The organism is Marinomonas foliarum (assembly GCF_003337275.1).
Lineage (GTDB): Bacteria > Pseudomonadota > Gammaproteobacteria > Pseudomonadales > Marinomonadaceae > Marinomonas > Marinomonas foliarum.
In genome coordinates, this window is the sequence record NZ_QPJQ01000006.1 from 14,138 (window position 1) to 31,070 (window position 16,933).

12 protein-coding genes and 10 tRNA genes are annotated in these 16,933 nt (G+C 41.7%); all 22 read right to left on the reverse strand.

What is annotated here, in order from left to right:
• Positions 1–136 precede the first annotated feature (136 nt).
• Entirely contained in the window at positions 137–478 is a 342-nt protein-coding gene (locus DFP77_RS04405; RefSeq protein ID WP_114411080.1) for a hypothetical protein, read from the reverse strand.
• 51 nt (positions 479–529) lie between these two features.
• On the reverse strand, positions 530–1,405 hold the full coding sequence (locus DFP77_RS04410) for a metallophosphoesterase family protein (protein ID WP_114411081.1): 876 nt from the start codon (positions 1,403–1,405) through the stop codon (positions 530–532).
• Between the two features lie 310 nt (positions 1,406–1,715).
• Positions 1,716–2,714 carry a helix-turn-helix transcriptional regulator gene (locus tag DFP77_RS04415; protein WP_114411082.1) on the reverse strand — a complete coding sequence of 333 codons (999 nt, stop codon included), beginning with the start codon at positions 2,712–2,714 and terminating at the stop codon, positions 1,716–1,718.
• A gap of 87 nt (positions 2,715–2,801) precedes the next feature.
• A complete protein-coding gene (locus tag DFP77_RS04420; RefSeq protein ID WP_309477157.1) occupies positions 2,802–2,999 on the reverse strand; it encodes a helix-turn-helix transcriptional regulator in 198 nt (65 codons plus the stop codon).
• A gap of 189 nt (positions 3,000–3,188) precedes the next feature.
• Complete coding sequence (locus DFP77_RS04425) at positions 3,189–8,459, reverse strand: site-specific integrase (protein WP_114411084.1); 5,271 nt, start codon at positions 8,457–8,459, stop codon at positions 3,189–3,191.
• Entirely contained in the window at positions 8,456–9,286 is an 831-nt protein-coding gene (locus DFP77_RS04430) for a hypothetical protein (protein ID WP_114411085.1), read from the reverse strand. The genes DFP77_RS04425 and DFP77_RS04430 overlap by 4 nt, the downstream gene beginning before the upstream one ends.
• A gap of 146 nt (positions 9,287–9,432) precedes the next feature.
• Entirely contained in the window at positions 9,433–10,458 is a 1,026-nt protein-coding gene (locus tag DFP77_RS04435) for a helix-turn-helix transcriptional regulator (protein ID WP_114411086.1), read from the reverse strand.
• Positions 10,459–10,902: 444 nt separating this feature from the next.
• Positions 10,903–10,978, reverse strand: a tRNA-Val gene (locus tag DFP77_RS04440).
• A gap of 146 nt (positions 10,979–11,124) precedes the next feature.
• Positions 11,125–11,201, reverse strand: a tRNA-Asp gene (locus DFP77_RS04445).
• A gap of 55 nt (positions 11,202–11,256) precedes the next feature.
• Positions 11,257–11,332 (reverse strand) — tRNA-Val (locus DFP77_RS04450).
• Between the two features lie 55 nt (positions 11,333–11,387).
• Positions 11,388–11,464: transfer RNA gene (locus DFP77_RS04455), tRNA-Asp, on the reverse strand.
• Between the two features lie 51 nt (positions 11,465–11,515).
• A tRNA-Val gene (locus DFP77_RS04460) sits at positions 11,516–11,591 on the reverse strand.
• Positions 11,592–11,635: 44 nt separating this feature from the next.
• Positions 11,636–11,711: transfer RNA gene (locus DFP77_RS04465), tRNA-Thr, on the reverse strand.
• 47 nt (positions 11,712–11,758) lie between these two features.
• Positions 11,759–11,834, reverse strand: a tRNA-Thr gene (locus tag DFP77_RS04470).
• A 41-nt stretch (positions 11,835–11,875) separates the two neighbouring features.
• Positions 11,876–11,951, reverse strand: a tRNA-Thr gene (locus tag DFP77_RS04475).
• Positions 11,952–12,019: 68 nt separating this feature from the next.
• Positions 12,020–12,095: transfer RNA gene (locus DFP77_RS04480), tRNA-Thr, on the reverse strand.
• Between the two features lie 13 nt (positions 12,096–12,108).
• Positions 12,109–12,185 (reverse strand) — tRNA-Pro (locus tag DFP77_RS04485).
• A gap of 287 nt (positions 12,186–12,472) precedes the next feature.
• Complete coding sequence (locus DFP77_RS04490) at positions 12,473–12,769, reverse strand: integration host factor subunit alpha (protein ID WP_110571937.1); 297 nt, start codon at positions 12,767–12,769, stop codon at positions 12,473–12,475.
• A 4-nt stretch (positions 12,770–12,773) separates the two neighbouring features.
• Positions 12,774–15,158, reverse strand: a complete 2,385-nt coding sequence (pheT, locus tag DFP77_RS04495; RefSeq protein WP_114411087.1) for a phenylalanine--tRNA ligase subunit beta — start codon at positions 15,156–15,158, stop codon at positions 12,774–12,776.
• Positions 15,159–15,180: 22 nt separating this feature from the next.
• Entirely contained in the window at positions 15,181–16,176 is a 996-nt protein-coding gene (pheS, locus tag DFP77_RS04500) for a phenylalanine--tRNA ligase subunit alpha (RefSeq protein ID WP_114411088.1), read from the reverse strand.
• Positions 16,177–16,304: 128 nt separating this feature from the next.
• Complete coding sequence (gene rplT / locus DFP77_RS04505; protein ID WP_024023333.1) at positions 16,305–16,661, reverse strand: 50S ribosomal protein L20; 357 nt, start codon at positions 16,659–16,661, stop codon at positions 16,305–16,307.
• Between the two features lie 47 nt (positions 16,662–16,708).
• The gene (gene rpmI / locus DFP77_RS04510; RefSeq protein ID WP_012070284.1) at positions 16,709–16,903 is read right to left on the reverse strand and encodes a 50S ribosomal protein L35; all 195 of its coding nucleotides are present in this window, start codon (positions 16,901–16,903) and stop codon (positions 16,709–16,711) included.
• Between the last annotated feature and the right edge of the window lie 30 nt (positions 16,904–16,933).

Genomic DNA, 16,933 nt, shown 5'->3' on the forward strand with positions numbered 1-16,933 from the left:
AGTGTTGATGAGATTTCCAGAAGCTTCATTAGAAACGTCGCATGAGTAAACTAAGGAGCTGAAACAGGTTTATTGTTTAATTTAAACAAAGTTGATTTAAATGTACGAGCGCGTACCGTTATTCAGTCCATAAACATTATTTCCTTATCTTAAGCTGACTCATTACTTCAAGCATTGTTTTATCACTAAAACCGTAAAGCTCCTTGAGCGCCAGGATAAGAGAAAGCCATAACGTCGTTCCTTCGGAGTTTATCTCAAAATCAAAAAATTTCGACATCAAACCAAAAAGCGCTCTCGTGTCATCCGGTCGGTATTGATAGTTAAACTCCTGCATCTTAAACAAAACACCTGCTAGGTCAGCTATTTTTTCGTCTTCATACAATTCTTTTGTTTCAATATCAGTGTTTGCCATGTGATAGACATTATTGAAAATTGCATCGAGACTTGATTGATTTAAATACGGTAAATTTTCTCTCATTTTATGCTCTTTTTAATGTTTTATTTAATGGCGTTGACGGTTATATCGACACTAGTGATAGCGCACTACCGAAAACCATTCGCTTTTGTCGAGCGATTCATTCAAACGAATCGCCATCAGTTGCCCGCCTTTTCTTCCTACGCTATAGTCCAAACATACAGCCGGCGCATTATGGAGTTCATGGTTAAAATCCTCTGGTGGAATCCAGTAGTGACCGAAAAAAACAGGCACGGCACTCTGGTAACAGTATGATGACGCTAGGTGGTAGATTTCAGATACATTATTTCGATCCTGAAAACCAATTTCCGCTTCTATGCCTTGGAAGAGCACTTCACTGTTATTCCACCAACGCACTCGCAAACGCGTTCTTGTGTGCCCATATTTATCTTGAAAAGAGATACCATCTGGTAATGGCACTTCTGGTCCTTTCAAGATCAGCTCTATATCATCAAAAAGAGGCTGCTCTTCGGCACCAAAACGTTGGAAAAAGCTTTCTGCATAAAAGCAGTTTTGAGTATCTAGCTCGCTTGCTAACCGTTTCATAGCAGCGTCATTCCAACAGGCATGTACTACACGATAATTGGGCGTTTCTATCCATAAAGGCATGGTTTTAAAAAACTCAATCGCTTGCCAATATGGTTCAGTTCCAAAGGGAAAAGCCTCTAAAAATACCTGGTGTTGGCGTTGGTTTTTCTCACTATGCAGACGCACATAGTGATTGCTGTCCATTTTTGTAGCGTAACAGATGGCATTAAATTCATGATTACCCATTACTATTTGAGCATCACCGTGGTGAACCATACTTTGTGCGATTTCAATGACCCGTCGCTGCCCGCTCACAGAGCTTGTACCATCAATTAGATCTCCCACCATGATAAGGGTGCGCTCACTGTGACGATAGCCGTTACCAAAAGGCGTGTATCCCATTTTAGTTAGAACTTCTCTAGTTCGTCACTTTGTCCGTGTATATCACTGACAAGATCAACTAAACACATATAGAAACACTCCTTCTTTAGGCTAAGGAATACGCGAAGAAGTCATATACTTAGCTTATCAGGATAAACAATCTCATTTAATATCAATTAGATAGAGCCATATTTAAAGTATGAAAACGACTTTTCGAAGTATCCCTATGCGGTTACACGTCATATTTTTTAGTGTGAATTAAACTACTAATATTGATTATACGTTTTCAAGCGTCAATATGTGTCGCGATAACCGTCGCGGCAAAGCATTCCTAATCTAAACCCAGCAATTCTCTCGCTTGATGATGAATATGATCACGCCATTCGACTGGCTCATGCACATCGATCGCAGAACCATAACCTTGTATCCACCAGAGCGTTTGTTGGTCATCCGCTACACTGGCATTGAGCCAGTACCAGCCTTCTTCAGCTTGGGTAAGCACTTGATCTTCACTGATTGGCGTTTCTGATAACAGCCAAGCTATTTCGCTTTTCACTCGAGCTTGAAGTGTTTTGGTGTCTGAAGACTGACGGTAGCTAAAAGCCCCTTGATCGATATATTCGCCAAGATTGAAGCTTCCTAAATGTCGGTATGGTTTATCTGATCGCTCTACTTTTTGGGTTCTGTGAAGAGCAAATTGACGAACCTCATCGTAGTCTTTTACCGTTGCTAGTAAATAACTGACACTGTGCCTTACAACAATGCCTTGTGGGTGAAGGATGTACTCTTTGGGTTCGTTCCTGGTGCGGCTTAGGTAAATAACATCAATAGCGTATTCTTCTAATACCGATTCTGAAACCGCCTCCCAAATGCCTTTTTTAATTTTGGCAGGGATTAGGGTTTTACCACTGGGAAGTGCTTTTATTCGATTCGCCCAACCTGAGTAATGGTTAGATGGCAAGGCATTGAGGTATTGTTGAGCCGCTTGAAATTGTGACGTGATTTGATCGACAACGATTTGTGGTAGTAGACCAGAAAGGTATTCATGAGCAAGCACCAAGGTCAACGCTGTTGGGGTATCCAGACCTACTTTGGAATCATTAAATGACGCAGACAAACTCCAACGATATTCGCCATCCCCTTCTTTGCAATATAACGGCAAATGACTTGTCATTGCGTTAAGATCTCGCTGGACTGTTCGCAATGAAACTTTAAAGCCTTTTTCTTCTAAGGTTGCATGGATAGTAGAGGTGGCTTTGTATCTAGGTTCTTTCGGTATGGTTCGCAGCATGGCGAATGTGCGAAATAAAGTGTCGTGCTTTGTGCCCATTATGTATCCTTACTTTGTTTATCCCAGATCGCCACATACGTGTTGATCAGTCGCAAATGCGTTTGCTAATGTTTAACGGAGCTTTAATTAACAATTTCTAGCATTTAACTTTTCCTGTAACCACTCTCGCACTTCTACCTCAATCCACCCTACGGCTCTAGGCCCAAGTTGAATTGGCTTTGGAAAATTGCCATTTGACATGTAAGCGTAGATTGACGATCTAGAAAGCCCAGTTGTGTTGATGACTTCGTTTAATTTCATGACTCGCATATTGATGCCCTTCATAGTCGATAATTATTTATGTTGGTTGGGCCAATGTACAAAATAAAGTGTCGTATCTGATACCCATTTTGCCTACTTATTTTTTCATTCAGACCGCCGTATAGCATGCGAAACAGTCTCGGACGCTTTGGTTGATATTTGATACTCAGGCATTTGTAGTAAATTACTGTATATAAACCTCAAAACAACAGCTCAGTGCTTTTCCAATAATTTAAGTAAAAACATGGCATGACTAAACTGAGGGATTGATACGATTTCACCCTTCATTGTCAGCTGCTCTACCGCACGTGACTCAAACACCGCACCACCTACTCGCCTATTCATTTTGCGTGTAGCAAGCTTAATTCTAAGCTGGCAGGCTATAAATGCCGCGCTTGCTTCTTGCATTTGAAAGGTCGGAATAAACATTTTTTTCTTGGCGTCGTACCATGCCTGTTGCCATAACTGCATCAGTGCAGTAAAAGCGCCAGAGCTCTCCTGTTTGCATTGAATCAGATGTATGAGAAGTTGGTAAAAATCGGCATCCTTGACGTAATTTCTTGCTTCATAAAGGCGTGACTGCCCGATAAAGTCTACACCCTCTTCATTTGATGATATCTCATATGCCCTGTATGACACATCATTGGTTAAGATAGCCTGGTAAGCACTCCTTACCGTATCAACATGGTGCTGCGTTAACTCGTAATGATGGTCTGACGGTTTAATCGGGGGTGCATCAGGCGCTTCATTTGACTGTCTTTCTGCGTCCTCTAAATACCTAAGTGCCTTTTCAATTCTCTGAATCTGAAGGATTTGAGTTGCGATACTGTTTTTGTCTCTAGGACTTAACTCGGGTTTTCGATCAAACGACTCAATTTGATACGCTCCGCCAACAGGAAGGCTTTCTTTTTGTGTCTTTTTTAGCACTACATAACTTGCAGACAGCCCTTGCTCACTCTTCAACTCAATAAAGCGTTTTCGAGGGACTCGAATCAGCCTAGCTAACACTCCATCCAGTTTTTTTACGCTTTTAAAATTTTCTTCAACAGCCAGCCATCTCCAGTAATCCATTAAATGAATGTAGGATGACAAGGTTGTCGTTGCACTAGAGTGACCAATCATTAGCGCTAATGCCGGAAGCAAAGCATGGTGCGTGGTGGGCGTGGCAACCGTCGCTTCACAAAAACGTCGTTGAAATTCCGAGATAAGCTTTGAACCTATCCATGCTTTTACGACTTTCGCTATAGGGTCGCGCTGTTTATCATTCAAAATCAACGCCGTGGCAATAAAACTAATACAGGTATGACGTCCGTCGTGCAGGCGCATCTCGGGGTCTCCTGTAACAAGCTTAAGCGCTTCAATAACTCGACTAAAATGACTGTCCATGTGTCGTATTTCTTTCGGGTTTGTCAAATCAAAGAAGAGCGGGACAGACTGACTTTTCTGGCCTTTTACTTTCTCAATACATGTGTATAGTATTTCAATCTCTTGTTCGTTCAGAAACAATGAATATGGAATTCTACGGTTTCCACTTTTCGATTTTACCCGAACCGTATCTTTTGATATGCGATGCGTCCTTACATACAAAACTTGTTCTTCAACTGAGAAGTCTCGTAGCTTTAATCGCCTTATCTCTTCTCGTCTAAGCCCCAGACGGCAACATAGTATTAAAATTGCAGCATTTGTAGACTGCTCTTCTGCGTTCATATCTTTATCGGATAGCAAAAGTGAGAGAGCTTGTTCATACTCCCATGGCATGATGATTCGGCCAGTCAGACTTTCTTCATTTTCCTCGACATCCAAGTCACGGAAATCAAATTTAACAACACCAAAATATTCTTGAATAACAGAATGAAAACGAGCCAATATCTTTGCTCTATCAGCGCGATTTTCAATATCGCCTGCATCAATAATGTCTTGATAAAGATCTGAAAAATCTTCGTAGTCAAATGTTGTCAAAGATTGGTTTGCAGCAAACTCAAAAAGACGTGGAACTACCTTTGAGAAATAAGTTTGAATCGAGGAAGTGGCCAAACCACCATAGCGTTGTCCTTTTCGCCCAGAAATTTCATATAACCAGGTTAGAACAAGAACAGTAATTTCCGGTAGATCTTGAGATCCCTTTACTAAGTCAGAAAGATTTTTAGCTTTTTCAAATGAAATTAGCTCTTGCCAGAAGCGGGTGATTTTCTCTTTTGAAGTACCAGGATACCTAACAAACTTATTTCTAAAGTCTGCCATAAACGTCTTAAAGTAATCGTTTGAACGTGGCTTTGCCTTAAAAAAGGAGCGCTCTGCAATAGCGCTCAACTTAGCTTCACCACTGGATGGTATAATGTAACGATGCTTACGATCCAACAACCTTAACAGGGTGTGCTCAGAAAGGCCTTTTACCCTGAGTGTTCCTTGGCGCAGTCCATAGAGAGCTCCTGTTTCTGATCGTCTCGGCGCGAGATCAATTAGTTGATAAAGTTTACTAAAAGTCATCTCTTTATCATGCACTTGCCGAAACAACGCTGACAGCTTTGCATACCCACTAGCAATGGATTTATCAACGTTGACTTCAGGGCAATTGCCGTTCATAAATAGTTCTAATGTTTGTGGATTCAGGATGACGTTATTGAACTCCCCTCTCTTGATCAACATTGCTAGAAATAACGCAGAGAGCCCACCAAAAAACACTAGTTTCTCATTTATCTTCGCTGTGAGGTAACCATTTGAGTACTTTACTGAACTGATGGTCACTGATCTACGAAGCATCTCAGCAGAAAGGTCGCCGGTGCCATCGAGTATCATGAAAAACAGTAAAATATTACCAAGGGTCTCTGAAGAAACCTGCTTAGGGTGAGTGATCAATGCTTGTGCAAAATCACAAAATGTCGAGTGAATCTGTGTGTAGTTTCGTTCACTGAACATCACACCGTAAGGTAATACTGTACTAGCTACGGGAGATTTTTTTAAATAACGCCCTAATGCGGAGTGTAATTCATCGCTGTTAATTATTGTCTGCTCGCCATCGCTTAGCTTCAGTGCTTTAAGCAATATAAGTGTTTGTTCATGTAAGTATGGGTCGTCCCTGTATTTCTCAGATAAGAGCTCGTAAAAGTCTTGATTTGTCTTGATTGCCTCATCTAACAAAGATCTCAGATCGGATTGAATTTTTGTTTCAGCGCTTTTCGACTGATTCCGAGATTTTTTCTGAATAGACGTCGGGACAAACTGCCCATTGTTGTACATCTTTGAGTGAGAAAAGCTTGTGCGCGCGAGCAGACTAAACCCTAGTTCATCAAGACATCTTGAGATTGAGTTTCGATGTATTTCAACTTCAGAACCGCCATACTGCATTAAAGAGGTTTTTTGAAATGAATGCATATCTGTCGAAATATGTCCCATTTGATGGTCCAAAAATGGAGTCGCATCTTCGTAGGAAAAAAGCATTTGATAAGACAATTGTCGAATCGCATTTTGTGGTAGGGACCATCCCTCACCCATAAAAACCTCTACTTGAGCAGTGCTTGCTTCAGCAAAAGTTCCATTATCTTGCCATAGACCAAGAAAAGGAGCCTTACTGTCTCTATGAATGGAAGACTTGAGCAGTATGGCAATTTTTTTATCCAGCAACTTAACGCGTTTAAAAATTTGCTCAATCCAACCTAGCGTATTTTGAACCTGCCTCGTCATTAGTTCAGGAACAGGAATTATACGGGTAGCACTCTCGCCAAAATGTATTTTGTCAGCTATCAGTACACTGGTGTAATCCTCGTTCCAGCAATAATGCTCAATAAACATACTTTTGTTTCGGCGATGGCTAGTGACCGCAGAAAACATCAAAACAGTGTAAGAAACGAGCTGATTATAAATTTCACGCAAAGCGTCTAGTGATCTACTCGCTCCTACGCTTCGCAGAGAAGCATTTAGGGATTCCACTCTTTCAGCTAAACGTTCTGAAAAGATTGCTTTATTGATCGATAACTTAGAACCGATGACGAAATTGTCTTTGGAAAGATCCACTTGATGATCGAAACCAAAACCCAATGATTCGATACAAGTTTTTATGAAAGACAACTGCGAGTGATGAGTTGTGTCCGACATATAGTAATGCCAAGTTGACAACCCGAATTCGTTATTAGCAAAAATAAGCGCCGCCCTATGCCGACCATACTTGGAGGCCACGCACCCATAAAGCAAATATCGAAGTGTCTTATGAGTTAAACGCCTATTTAAATCACCAAGGCAAACAATCTCTCGGCATGCTTGCGTCAACAAATCATTCGCTTTTTGTGAAACATCATCAGGTAAAACTTGTTCTATTAAACCCGCTTGGTATCCAGCAAAGAAAGCTCTCAACAAGTGTAAAAACTGGTTAGGAATGGGTAATGCTAACCAATCTGTATGTGGTAACAGCCATTTTTGGTCTTCGCTATTGGGCTCGTAACGATCAGCAATATCAAGCCCTTTGCGCCAATATCGTGCTGAGGCAAGGTCAATGATCCCATAACAACTATCCGACTGTTTAAAGGCATCTGCATCGCTCTCTGCTAGGGCAAGATGCAAACCAAGTACCTCGTGCAATTTTAAAGTCGTTAAGATAGTTAAAAAACCGAGCGCTGAGCTAGCAGTTGGTTGTGCGTAATTGATCCATTGAATCGCTTTATCAAGTTCACGAGGCGTCAAACGGTAAGTAACAAATGTGAGACCAAATTGTTCTTTAGCCGATAGAATTTGATTTCTGAATAAGTCACGCTCTGCTTTGACGACTGGACTGATTGCCTCAGAGTCTAGATCGACAATTTCAACATCTGGAGTATCTTCAATGTCCAAATCATTCCCAGTAAAAGGGAAAGGCGCGACAGTAACTACCCCTTTAACACCTGAATCAGGCCGCCTCGCTCTTATCCTTGTTTTATCAACTAGAGCCGTATTTTCTTTATAATTTGAGCACAGATTCCAACCATCACGAACCATTTTCAAATAGGCTTGTGATACCGTGTACTGCCCTGTAATTTCATTACACAGGTACTCAAGTGTCTTGACAACTGAAAGCTCTTTAGCGATTTCCTTTATTTTTGCGCTATTGACTCTTTGCGACAAAATTAGCCGAATATTATCAGCGGCTTCAGCAACCGTGACAAAAGTAAAATTTGCCTCGCTTGATACCAAGGCATAGAAAATAGATGCTTGTAGCTTATGCAAGACAACATGATCAATATCATTAGGGAGTTTTTTTACATCTAGAGATAGAAAAGATAAAACGGGGAGTTGACTTATCTTGCCTTTGCAGAGCTTTCGCGCTTCTTCCAGTGTTGCTTCAAAGTCCGTATCATTTAAAATACTAGCTTTATCTAGAATAATATCGGCATCAGCACTCCCAGAGCTTATGAGATAAAAACTAAGAAACTCCCTGCCGATCCTTTGAAGCTTTATATTTGCAAATTCTGACTCGCAATTTTTAAGCGCTCTTCTTAGTAATGGATTTATAGTCAATGTTCGATCTCCATTTGAACGTGACTATGAGAGAAGCTGATTAATTCATACTGTTTCTCAGACACCTGCTTAACTGTAAAATCGAACAGCACGTAGGTATCAATTGAAAAAGCTTTACTTCTCTCTAATGCAGAATATTGCTCAGCGCTAACCAGCACAGCCTTTTTTCCTTTGCCACTCTTAGGGACAATTTCAACGCTTGGAGATTTCTTATGGGTATCACTGACTTCATACTCTAAAAATGAAACTGCTTGAGCGTCAGGCTTAAAATCCGGTTTTTCAGGTGGACTAAGTATTCCTATTTGATGAGACTCTTCGTGCCCTTCAACATGGACATCAAATTCTTTAACTCCTTGATGTTCAGCGATTTCATAAAGGATTTTGATAGCCTCATACGCGTCGTGAGACTTTGTAAAGCCAGATGCTTGGTAAGAGACTGATGCAGGCTGGTCAAGTTCATTGAGTTGTTCGATGGATTTCGTCATGCCTGTAAAGTGCAGGTTTAACACATCACAAACTATCTCTTTTACGGAATGTATAAGATCAGGCGCACTTTCTAAAAAATCATAATTTACTTGAATATGGTCATCTAGCGCGGCAACCGAAAACTTCCTTGCTTCGAGCTTAAATCCTGCATTCTTTTTGCGTGCCTCTATTGGAGAGCCTTTGCCATTAGCGACTTTTGCAAGCAAATCAGTTAAGTTACCTATTAAGTCTACTGTTTTGTTCCCGCTTTTACCGATATTACTAAATACAATCGCATTTCGTGTCTTATCAAACGTGACATCTTTTAGTTTTATGTCAATCCTATATACAGTCTCAATCATGTACTCTCCGGGCATTCATTAATACTGAATAAAAAACAGCAACTGGTTGAATATACTCAGAATTTACACGGTAATAATAAATATTCAAATTAAAGTGACAATTTTTGTCGCCTATTTACATAAATTAACAAAAAAGCACAAAATAATTAATTCATATCAATTTCTAGAGATGAGAGAGAATGAGACAGATTTATTATCTGTCTGGCCTCATGAAGAATCCCCTCCCTCAGAGACAAAGGTGCACGTACAACAATTTCAGCACCCTGACTAAGGAGCCAACAGCGAGTATCTCTATCATCTGGAATGACAGCTCGAAGGCAGAACCACTCACTACTCATTGTTTTTAGTATAATTTGCGACTCACTCAATTTTGTTTCTTCAAGCCTTCTTGCTAAGCTAGGAGAAATAAGAGCCTCCAACTGAATTGATTCATCAGAAAATTTAAGACTGGATTCACCGTTATCTATGTAAGTCTGAACTGAAAAGCTCGGGTTGGGTCGAAAATCAACTGATGATACCTTCAATGATTTAAAACGCTGAAGTGCATACTGTCTAACATCATCATATTCGTTGTAAGACCCAAGCACATAAGTAGCACTTTTGCGGATCATTACGCCATAAGGATGAAGGACGAATGACTGGATCTTATCTTTTGCATGGCTATCATAAATAACATCTAAAGCTTTATTTGACATTATTGCATCACAGACGGTAGCCCACATACTTGAATCAATAGTTGCTGGAATCAGCGCTTTGCCATCTGGGATGATTTTTACTTTATCCAGCCAATTAGAGTAAGTTTTATCGGATGAAGACTGAAGAAAGTTTTTTGCTCGATTGAGCTGAGGTGATAATTGAGCTAAAAGTGGTGTTGGCATAATACCAATGAGATATTCGTTTACCAAAATGGTGCTCACAGCAGAAGAAACATCCATAGCAGCAAAACTACCTTGGTAATCTGAGGCAAAACGCCATCGGTGGGGCCTTACCATATCATTGCGCATTATAGGGTAATACTTAGCTAAGAATGCTAAATCACGCTGTAAGTTACGCACCCCTGTCTGAGCACCTTTCTCTTCTAATTTTGCAAGTATATCAATTGTTGATATACCCGGCTTAGGCTCAACAGGTAGCAGCTCAAGTATATTGATGTATCTAATAGCGGTGTTCATCTCAATGACCGAATTTCACTTTTAAAAAAGCAACAATACATCACTTGATCAACATCATCCATAAACGGCATCAGAAGAAGTCACAAGACGTATAAACGCAATTATCGCGATACCACTAGAGACGATGGCCTTTAAAACTATGGAGCGTCATATCACTTAACAGAATAAAAATACAATAAGGTACAACAAGGTGTATGAGCTAGAAGAAATATTATAAATGGGACTATTCAGGACGAACTTCAAAATCAGCAGCATGTAAACATAAAATACGAGCTAACATGATGCCATATTGATCAATCGAGTCACAAATAGGTCACACCTGAGTCACAAACGAAATTGATGAAAATTCTGGTCACAAGGTGGTCACAAATTAAATAAGTGTCTACGACGTAAGAAAGGCTATTGAAACAATGAGATAGGTATATCTTAGGCTTGATAAAACGATGGTGGGTGTGGAGGGGTTCGAACCCCCGACATTCGCCTTGTAAGGGCGACGCTCTCCCAACTGAGCTACACACCCAATCATATTTTACATCTATGAGATGTGGAGTTCTTAACTCCCTCTGATATGCGCCTTGTTAAGATAAAACTCTTAACTGAGCTACACACCCATTTCTAGATAACCATTAAGTTACCTTTAACTCTTTGCCACACTTTAATAAGTAATGGCGGAATGGACGGGACTCGAACCCGCGACCCCCTGCGTGACAGGCAGGTATTCTAACCAACTGAACTACCACTCCAACACAATCTAGTATTTTTGCTTTTACCTAAGTAAGAAGCCCACTTTCTAGTAAGTGGTGGGTGTGGAGAGGTTCGAACTCCCGACATTCGCCTTGTAAGGGCGACGCTCTCCCAACTGAGCTACACACCCATTTCTAGATAACGATTAAGTTACCTTTAACTCTTTGCCACACTTTAATAAATAATGGCGGAATGGACGGGACTCGAACCCGCGACCCCCTGCGTGACAGGCAGGTATTCTAACCAACTGAACTACCACTCCAACACAATCTAGCTTTTTACTTATTGCCCATAAGTACCACTGCTTAGTAAGTGGTGGGTGTGGAGAGGTTCGAACTCCCGACATTCGCCTTGTAAGGGCGACGCTCTCCCAACTGAGCTACACACCCAATCATTGCTTAACGTTATTATTCCAACTTACTTTATTAAGTAGTGGTGCCGCCACCAAGAGTCGAACTCGGGACCCTCTGATTACAAGTCAGATGCTCTACCAACTGAGCTATAGCGGCTTAACGCTAAATCAAATTTTTAAATCTACTCACATATCGCAAGCAAATGGTGCCGCCACCAAGAGTCGAACTCGGGACCCTCTGATTACAAGTCAGATGCTCTACCAACTGAGCTATAGCGGCATTACATGACGCAGTTCACTTTTAAATTACTTCCTAAGAAGTGGTGCCGCCACCAAGAGTCGAACTCGGGACCCTCTGATTACAAGTCAGATGCTCTACCAACTGAGCTATAGCGGCTTCAATAAAAGCAAAATCTTTTTTTATCTCTGCTCTTTATTTCTAAAGAAAGAAACTTTGACCAAAAATGGTGCCGCCACCAAGAGTCGAACTCGGGACCCTCTGATTACAAGTCAGATGCTCTACCAACTGAGCTATAGCGGCATTTCTCAATTTTTGGTCGGGACGGCAGGATTTGAACCTGCGACCACTAGCACCCCATGCTAGTGCGCTACCAGGCTGCGCTACGCCCCGAAACCAACAGTTGAAGAGTTAAACTCTGTCCCTGCCAGCGGGTGCGTATATTACTATAACGAATTGAAAAGGGAAGACTTTTATAAACTTTTTTTCAATTTAATCATGACAGTAGAATATTCAAAATTGATTGCTTAAACATTGATCTAAATATCTTTCTACTTTATCTAGGTATCGATTAAAGCAAAAAGCTCTTCTAGACAGAGTTGATGACAAATAAGGGCTATCGGATTAGCAGCATATAAAAAAGGCCACCCTACTGGGTGGCCTTTTAGTGACTTCAAAAATCACTCTTGCATATAGTCTTCTACTTTTGACTTAAGCTTCTGCCCAGGCCGAAAAGTAACGACAGTACGTGCCGTAATAGGGATCTCTTCTCCCGTCTTAGGATTTCGACCTGGTCGCTGACTCTTTTCTCGCACTTCAAAATTACCAAAGCCCGACAACTTAACTTGCTGCCGCTCTATTAGTGAACTACGAACAACCTCGAAAAACCCCTCAACAAGATCTTTCGCATCTTTTTTACTCAGACCAATTGAATCCACTAAGTTTTCAGCAAGGTCCGCTTTCGTCAACGATCCCATAAATCTACCCCCTTACAACGGCTCCCAATTGCTCTGATAATGCCGCAACAGTTTTTTCGACAGAATTGTTCACTTCTTCATCACTAAGAGTGTGTGAAGGATGCTGCCACGTCAAGCCTAAAGCGACACTTTTTTTCGTTTCATCAATACCTTGGCCCTGATATACATCAAAAACCAACACATTTTTGAACGCGTCACCCGCCGTTGCAGAAATCACCTTCTCCAACTCGCTAACAGGTACAGTGCGATCAACCAATAACGCTAGGTCACGACGAACCTCAGGAAAACGAGAAACGGCTTCGTACTCAGGCAACGTCGCATTCAGTACAGCATCTAATGCAATATCAAATACATAGATTGGCTGATTGGCACCTAATGTCTTAGACAGCTGTGGGTGCAACTCCCCCATCAAACCAACAAACTTACCATCTAAAAAGATATCAGCCGAACGGCCTGGATGTAAAAACTCACAACTAGAACGCTCATACGTAGGTTTCCCACCATCATTCAATGCAAACAAGGCTTCGATGTGTGCTTTAAGGTCATAAAAATCGACCTTCTCGCTACCATGATACCAAGCTTCAGCATGGCGAGTACCTGCGATTAAACCAGCTACTTGTTGCTGCTGATCCAAATCCGCTAGCGCATCAACCGTACCAATAAAGCGACGACCTGTTTCAAACAAGCGAACACGGGACTGTTGACGATTTTGATTGTAAAGATAGGCTTTAACCAAACCTGGCACCAAACTTGGACGCATGACACCCATATCTGCTGATATTGGGTTTGCCAACGGCACAGGCTCGATATTAGGTAAAAACTGCTTACTCAAGACAGGATCAATAAAGCTATAAGTTACTGCTTCTTGATAACCCTGCGATACTAAAATAGAGCGCATCACTTGAATCTGAGCTTTTGTTTCAGACAGAGGCGTAAAATTCACTGCCGCCTGAGGCATTGAAGACGGAAGATTGTCATAACCGTAGATACGGGCAACCTCTTCGATCAAATCCGCTTCTATTGCGATATCAAAACGATGTGATGGCGCTTTTGTTGTCCAAGCATCATCCGTCACTTCAACCATCTCTAGACCAAGACGAGTTAAAATATCCGTCACCAAGTCTTTATCGATAGACATCGCCAAATACTGATCAAGCTTTTTACGACGCAATGTAACAACCGCCGCGTCAGGCAAAGAGAACTCACTCACAGCATGAGTTATAGGGCCTATTTGGCCGCCAGCAATTTCTACAACTAACGCAGTGGCTCGCTCTAAAGCTCGCTCTTGAAGCGTTGCATCGACACCGCGCTCAAATCGATGAGAGGAATCAGTATGCAATCCATAAGAACGCGCCTTACCCGCCAAAGCCAACGGCGCAAAGAAAGCACTTTCAAGGAAAATATCTTTTGTTGCTTCGTTAACACCCGATCCTTCGCCACCCATTACACCAGCAATGGCTAGAGGTGATTTTTCATCAGCGATTACCAAAGTATCTGAACGAAGTGCTACTTCCTGACCGTCAAGCAAGACGATTTTTTCATCTTTATTGGCCATTCGCACAACAATAGAGCCGGATAGATTCGCTAGATCGAAAGCATGCATTGGCTGCCCCAATTCCAACATCACATAGTTAGTGATATCTACAATTGGGTCGATAGAACGAATACCACTGCGACGAAGCTTTTCAACCATCCACAAAGGCGTTTGAGCAGCAACATTGACACCACGCACAACACGGCCCAAGTAACGAGGACAAGCGTCTGTCGCTTCTACTTTCACAGGGAAAGCATCATCAACAACAACATCAGTTGGTGTGATTTTAACAGGCGTCACATCAGTCTTATTCAAAACTCCGACTTCGCGAGCCAAGCCAGCAACACTTAAACAGTCGCTACGGTTAGGGGTTAAATCTACATCAATAATCTGATCATCAAGATTCAAAAAAGCACGGAAGTCTTCGCCCGCTTTCGCAATAGCTGGTAATTCCATAATGCCATCATGGTCGTCACTCAAGCCTAATTCAGAGGCTGAGCACAACATACCAAAAGACTCTACTTGACGAAGTTTGGCTTTTTTAATTTTAAAATCTGCACCTAGAACAGCGCCAATTTTAGCAAATGGAATCTTGATACCTGGACGCGCATTTGGCGCACCACAAACTACCTGAAAAACATCTACGCCATCAGACACCTGACAAACCTGCAACTTATCAGCATTCGGATGAGGCTCAGCTCCGATAATCTCCCCTACTACCACACCTGAAAATTCAGAGGCAACAGGTAACACTTCATCCACTTCAAGGCCAGCTAACGTTATCTGAGCAACCAAATCATCGCTACTGATGTCTGGATTGACCCACTCTCTTAGCCAATTCTCACTAATTTTCATAAAAACATCCTAGGTCGACTGGTTACTTGAATTGTTTAAGGAAGCGCAAATCGTTTTCGAAGAACATACGAAGGTCGTCTACTTTGTAGCGCAGCATCGCAAAACGCTCAACGCCCATACCAAAAGCAAAACCAGTGTATTTCTCAGAATCAATTCCTGACATTTCAAGCACTTTCGGGTGCACCATGCCGCAACCTAACACTTCCAGCCAAGACTCTTCGCCTTTGCTATTGGTTCGCATGATATCCACTTCTATTGAAGGCTCAGTAAATGGAAAGTAACTTGGTCGGAAGCGAACTTTTAAATCATCTTCAAAGAAGACATTCAAAAATTGCTGCAAAATCCCCTTCAGATCAGCAAACGAAATATTTTCGTCGATCAATAGACCTTCAACCTGATGAAACATAGGGGTATGCGTCTGATCCGAATCACAACGATATACTCGACCAGGACAAATAATTCGAATTGGCGGCTGCGTCGTTTCCATGGTGCGCACTTGAACAGGAGATGTATGTGTTCTTAGTACGGTTGTCGGATTAAAATAGAAGGTATCTTGCATTGCACGCGCAGGGTGATGCGCTGGAATGTTTAGAGCTTCAAAGTTGTGATAATCATCTTCGATTTCTGGCCCTGCAGCCACATCAAAGCCAATTCCACGAAAAAAAGTTTCAATACGCTCCATTGTACGAGTCACTGGATGCAAACCACCCACTTCCTGACCCTTACCAGACAAGGAGATATCGATTGTTTCTGTTGCAAGCTTCGCGTCAAGCGCTGCTTTAGCAAGAGAAGCTTTACGTTCAGTAATTTTCTGCTGAACTTGATCTTTTGCTTCGTTGACCATCTGACCAAACTTTGGTCGCTCTTCTGCTGAGACATTACCAAGCTGTTTCAACAAAGCAGTCAGTGCGCCCTTTTTGCCTAAATAATGCACTCGTACATCATCTAACGCGGACTCACTCTCAGATGCAGCCACTGCGCTTAGCGCATCAGCAAGAATCTGCTTTAGGTTCTCCATTTATACACTCCAAAAAATAAAATAGGGGAAGAACCATTGGCTCTTCCCCTATCAAAGACTGCATTGAGTGATCGTTCTATTAAGATTGAATCTATCAAGATCGAATCACCCTAAGGCTACGTCAGAAATTAAGCCAAGCTTGCTTTCGCTTTTTCAACGATAGCAGCAAAAACTTCTTTCTCGTACACAGCTAGGTCAGCCAAAACCTTACGATCGATTTCAATTGCCGCTTTTTTCAAGCCAGCAATGAAACGGCTGTAAGATAGACCATTGATACGTGCAGCAGCGTTAATACGAGCAATCCACAATGCGCGGAATTGACGTTTACGCTGACGACGGTCACGGTATTGGTATTGACCAGCTTTGATAACAGCTTGTTTTGCTACACGAAATACACGGCTACGTGCACCGTAGTAACCTTTAGCTTGCTTTAAAATCTTCTTGTGACGGCGACGAGCCTGAACACCACGTTTTACGCGAGGCATAATATAAACCTTATACTAATAAATTAATGAACTAAAAAAATCTAGACTTAGATGTATGGCAACATGCGTACAATTAACGCTTTGTCGCTTTGCGCAATCTGGTTCATAGAACGAAGATGACGCTTACGCTTAGTCGATTTCTTAGTCAAAATGTGACTAGTATGAGACTGCTTATGCTTAAAACCATTCGCGGTACGTTTGAAGCGCTTAGCTGCGCCACTGTGTGACTTAATTTTGGACATGATAAAACCACTCTCGCATTCGTTAATGTT